The sequence below is a fragment of the Helicobacter pylori genome, assembly GCF_014496965.1.
In the GTDB taxonomy this organism is placed as follows: domain Bacteria; phylum Campylobacterota; class Campylobacteria; order Campylobacterales; family Helicobacteraceae; genus Helicobacter; species Helicobacter pylori_CZ.
Map to the genome: position 1 here is coordinate 1 of NZ_JACTCR010000034.1, position 1892 is coordinate 1892.

The following is a 1892-nucleotide window of genomic DNA, read 5'->3' on the forward strand; positions in this document are numbered from 1 at the left end:
TTTAAAACCACCCAAGCAGAAATCCCAAATATCTTTAGTGTTTGGGATGAATGCTTTAGTTCCGCTAGGAACTATATAAAAACCTTAAGTGAAACTAACCTTGATTTTCTATATACGCCTTGATAGTTTCAGGGTTAGCTTCACCGATAGAGCAAACAAAAAATCCATCAGTCCAAAAAGTTTTTTCTTTCCAAAAGTGTTTTTGCAATAAGGGGATAAATCTTTTATCGCGCCAAACTCTATAAGTGGTGATCTGTTTGATTTTAGAAATAATGGAACTAATAGACATTCTAGGGATATATTGAACCATTAAGTGCAAATGATCTATATCGCTTTCCATCGCAATGATAATGAAATGACTTTGGGCGACTATCTCTTCTATAACAGACTTAATAAAATGATTCAAATCCCCTTGCAACAACTTTTTTCTATACTTACACACTAAAATCAAATGGGCTTTTAGATTATGCTTACTTCGGTTGGTTGAAATATACCCCCTTAATGGGTAATGGTTTTTTCTCATTCCTCTATCCTTATTCATTATTTATAAAAACATTGTATAATGATACAAGATAAAGATAAGGAGTTATTTTTGCTTAACGCTATCAAGTTTAGAATTTATCCTAACGCCCAACAAAAAGAGCTTATTTCTAAACATTTTGGCTGTTCTAGAGTGGTGTATAACTACTTTTTAGATTACCGACAAAAACAATATGCGCAAGGCATTAAAGAAACTTACTTCACCATGCAAAAAGTCTTAACCCAAATCAAGCGGCAAGAAAAATACCATTATCTCAATGAATGCAATTCTCAAAGTTTGCAAATGGCGTTAAGACAGCTTGTGAGCGCTTATGATAATTTCTTTAGCAAAAGAGCGAGATACCCTAAATTCAAATCCAAGAAAAACGCTAAACAATCCTTTGCAATCCCCCAAAACATAGAAATCAAAACAGAGACTCAAACAATCGCTCTCCCTAAATTCAAAGAGGGCATTAAGGCTAAATTACACAGAGACTTGCCTAAAGATAGCGTTATCAAACAGGCTTTTATTTCTTGCGTAGCCGATCAATATTTTTGTTCTATATCCTATGAAACCAAAGAGCCTATCCCTAAACCTACTATCATTAAAAAAGCGGTAGGTTTAGACATGGGCTTAAGAACGCTCATTGTTACAAGCGATAAAATAGAATACCCACACATTCGTTTTTATCAAAAATTAGAAAAGAAACTCAAACAAGCACAAAGGAGGTTAAGTAAAAAAGTAAAAGGTTCTAACAACAGGAACAAACAAGCTAAAAAGGTAGCTAGATTGCATCTAGCTTGTTCAAACACTAGAGAAGACTACTTACACAAAATCAGTAATGAGATAACCAATCAATACGATTTGATAGGAGTAGAAACTTTGAATGTTAAAGGGCTTATGAGAACCTATCATTCTAAAAGCCTTGCTAATGCGAGTTGGGGGGAATTCCTTACTATGCTAAAATACAAAGCCCAAAGAAAAGGGAAAACCCTATTAGGCATAGACAGATTTTTCCCTAGCTCTCAATTGTGTTCTTATTGTGGGTTCAATACAGGCAAAAAACATGAAAGGATTACCCAATTCACTTGCCCTAATTGTGAGATCATACACCACAGAGATTACAATGCGAGTGTCAATATTAGAAACTACGCTTTAGGCATGCTAGATGACAGGCATAAAATAAAGATAGATAAAGCTAGGGTAGGGATTATCCGAAGCGATTACGCTCATTACACTGATGAGCGTATCAAAGCTTGTGGAGCTTCCTCTAACGGGGTTAGTTCTCAATATGGCAACATATTAGATCTAGCTAGTTATGGAGCTATGAAGCAAGAAAAAGCCCAATCGCTTTAGCGGTTGGGTAATTCAC

At 35.2% G+C, this 1892-nt stretch carries 2 protein-coding genes; one reads left to right on the top strand and one right to left on the bottom strand.

The annotated features are described in order from the left end of the window. Positions 1–94: 94 nt before the first annotated feature. Positions 95–541: an IS200/IS605 family transposase gene (tnpA, locus tag H7O61_RS07750; RefSeq protein ID WP_001928936.1), complete on the bottom strand. Its 447-nt coding sequence runs from the start codon at positions 539–541 to the stop codon at positions 95–97. A gap of 51 nt (positions 542–592) precedes the next feature. Between tnpA and H7O61_RS07755 the strand changes: the two genes are divergently transcribed. Continuing rightward, the gene (locus tag H7O61_RS07755) at positions 593–1876 is read left to right on the top strand and encodes an RNA-guided endonuclease InsQ/TnpB family protein (protein WP_187875645.1); all 1284 of its coding nucleotides are present in this window, start codon (positions 593–595) and stop codon (positions 1874–1876) included. The last annotated feature ends 16 nt before the right edge of the window (positions 1877–1892 follow it).